Annotated in this window: 1 protein-coding gene; it reads left to right on the top strand. The window is 38.3% G+C overall.

Annotation, left to right across the window (positions count from 1 at the left end; translation table 11 throughout):
• Positions 1-309 precede the first annotated feature (309 nt).
• Positions 310-1668, top strand: coding sequence for an IS1380 family transposase (locus tag VJ937_RS05700; RefSeq protein ID WP_324065925.1), 1359 nt, complete (start codon positions 310-312; stop codon positions 1666-1668).
• The last annotated feature ends 532 nt before the right edge of the window (positions 1669-2200 follow it).

Genomic DNA, 2200 nt, shown 5'->3' with positions numbered 1-2200 from the left:
TAACGACCTAAAGTTTGTGAACAGCTGGTTCCTTTTTCAGAAATCAAAACTTTTTCTTTATACCGGATTAACCGCAGACTTCTTTTTATTTCTTTAGCAATCCAGGGGCTGGAACATTCAGTAAGTTGTTTTGACAGAAAGTCCAGACTTTCCGGGAATGCACTCATTGCCCGCATTATTTTCCATTTTATCAGGTCATTGGCTGAGTTGCGATCTAACCTGAATAATTCATAAAAAAAAGAGGGTTGTTCCTGAAAATGTCCTGAATTATCAGTATTTTCAGGGTGTCCAACAACACCTCTTTATACAATGATACAGAAATTTTCCGAAAACAAAGAACAAACTCTCAGACTTTTTCCAGTTGAACATAAAAGTGTAGAATTGAGTTTTACGGGTGATCGCATCAGCAGCGATGGTGGCCTCCTTTTGTTGCGTGAAGTTAATAGACAAATTGGTTTAATTGAGCGTATAAGCGATTGTATTTCAGACAAGCGCGACCAACGGTATATTGATCACTCCATCGAAGAATTAGTTAGTCAACGAGCTTATCAAATTGCTGCCGGTTATGAGGATTGCAACGACAGCAATGAACTGAGACAAGATCAGATTTTGAAGACCTGTGTTGGACGCCTTCCTCAAACAGGAATGGATTTAGGTTCACAGCCTACTATGAGCCGACTGGAAAACAATGTTAGTTGGCGTGATTTGTATAAGATTGGAGAAGCTTTAGTCTCCCATTTTATAGGAACCTACAGCTCTGCACCAAATGTTATCATACTTGATTGCGATGATACCAACACCAATACTTACGGAGACCAGCAACTGACTCTTTTTAACACTTACTATCACGACCATTGCTATATGCCCTTGCATATTTACGAAGGGCTTTCCGGTAAGTTAATTACCACCATCTTAAAACCCGGCAGACGCTCCAAACAAAGCGATGTTGCTTCTATTCTTAAGAAGTTGATACTACATATAAGGAAACAATGGCCTAAAACCCAAATAATTGTTAGAGGAGACAGTCATTTTGCATCAAAAGACCTTATGAATTGGTGCGATACTTCAGCCCAAAAAGTGGGCTACATAACAGGTCTTTCAGGAAACTCAAAATTAAAGTCTTTAGCCGAGGTTACCATAAAGAGTGCAGAGCGGGAATTTAAGCAATACGGAAAGCCTGTTAAGCGCTATCATTCATTTATGTACAAAGCTGAAAGCTGGGCATCGAAAAAAAAGGTGGTGGTTAAAGTGGAGGTATCTGCCCTTGGCTCCAACATCCGTTATATCGTCACAAACCTGACTCAGTTCAAGGCCAGGGGATTATACGAGAAAGGATATTGCGCCAGGGGTGCTGCGGAACTAAGGATTAAAGAACACAAACTGTACCTAAAATCTGACAGGGCCTCATGTACAAGTTTTAAAGCCAACCAGTTCCGGTTGTTCCTGCACTCTATCGCCTATGTTTTAATGCATACTATGCAAAAGGAACTTTTTAAAGGCACTGAGTTGGTTAATGCCACCTTCAAAACCTTGCAGAACAAGATTATTAAAACAGCTGCCTGGGTAAAGGAAATGAAAACCAAGATAAAGATTGAGTTCCCGAAATTTTGCCCAACGAAAGAGCTTCAAACTAAGAGCTTTCAAATGTTGGGCATGCTGGTAACATAGCCGCTTGCAATTTACTGAATTTAAAATACTTAAATAAATCGGTGACATTTCTAAAAGCCAAGGCCTGTGGCAGGAAAGCGAACACCCACAACTCTGTATATTAAACATAATTATCTGGAAATTATGAGTTTTTGCTAACTTATCCCCGAATAAAAGTAAATACCGCAAGCAAACCCCTTCAAATTTTTCTGGAAAAGACCTGATATCATATTATGCTAACCTGAAATTTTGGTAAATTTGAGGTTTATGAATAAAGCAGGTTAGGGCTTTACAATGGTTGTAGAAGTGGTCCTACTCATTTTTTGTTTAATGTTTCCTGTTTTTTTGTCATAAGAAGTATTGTGTTTTTCCTGGCCTTTTATTAGTGAAAAATAACTATTTTTGACACAATTGTATGATGTATTTGGCAAATGCCAATAAAAGATTTAGAAAATCCGTTTTTATGGTCAGGATTCAATGTCGATTCAATTTAAGGACTCTCGGATTATTTCTTATATTATCCACTTTCATTCTTTCTGGAGTCTTTTCTCAG

Origin of the sequence: Salinivirga sp., assembly GCF_035268865.1 — a bacterium.
Taxonomy (GTDB): domain Bacteria; phylum Bacteroidota; class Bacteroidia; order Bacteroidales; family Salinivirgaceae; genus Salinivirga.
The sequence above is the reverse complement of the archived record's forward strand: the minus strand, read 5'-3'. Positions and strand labels throughout refer to the sequence as shown.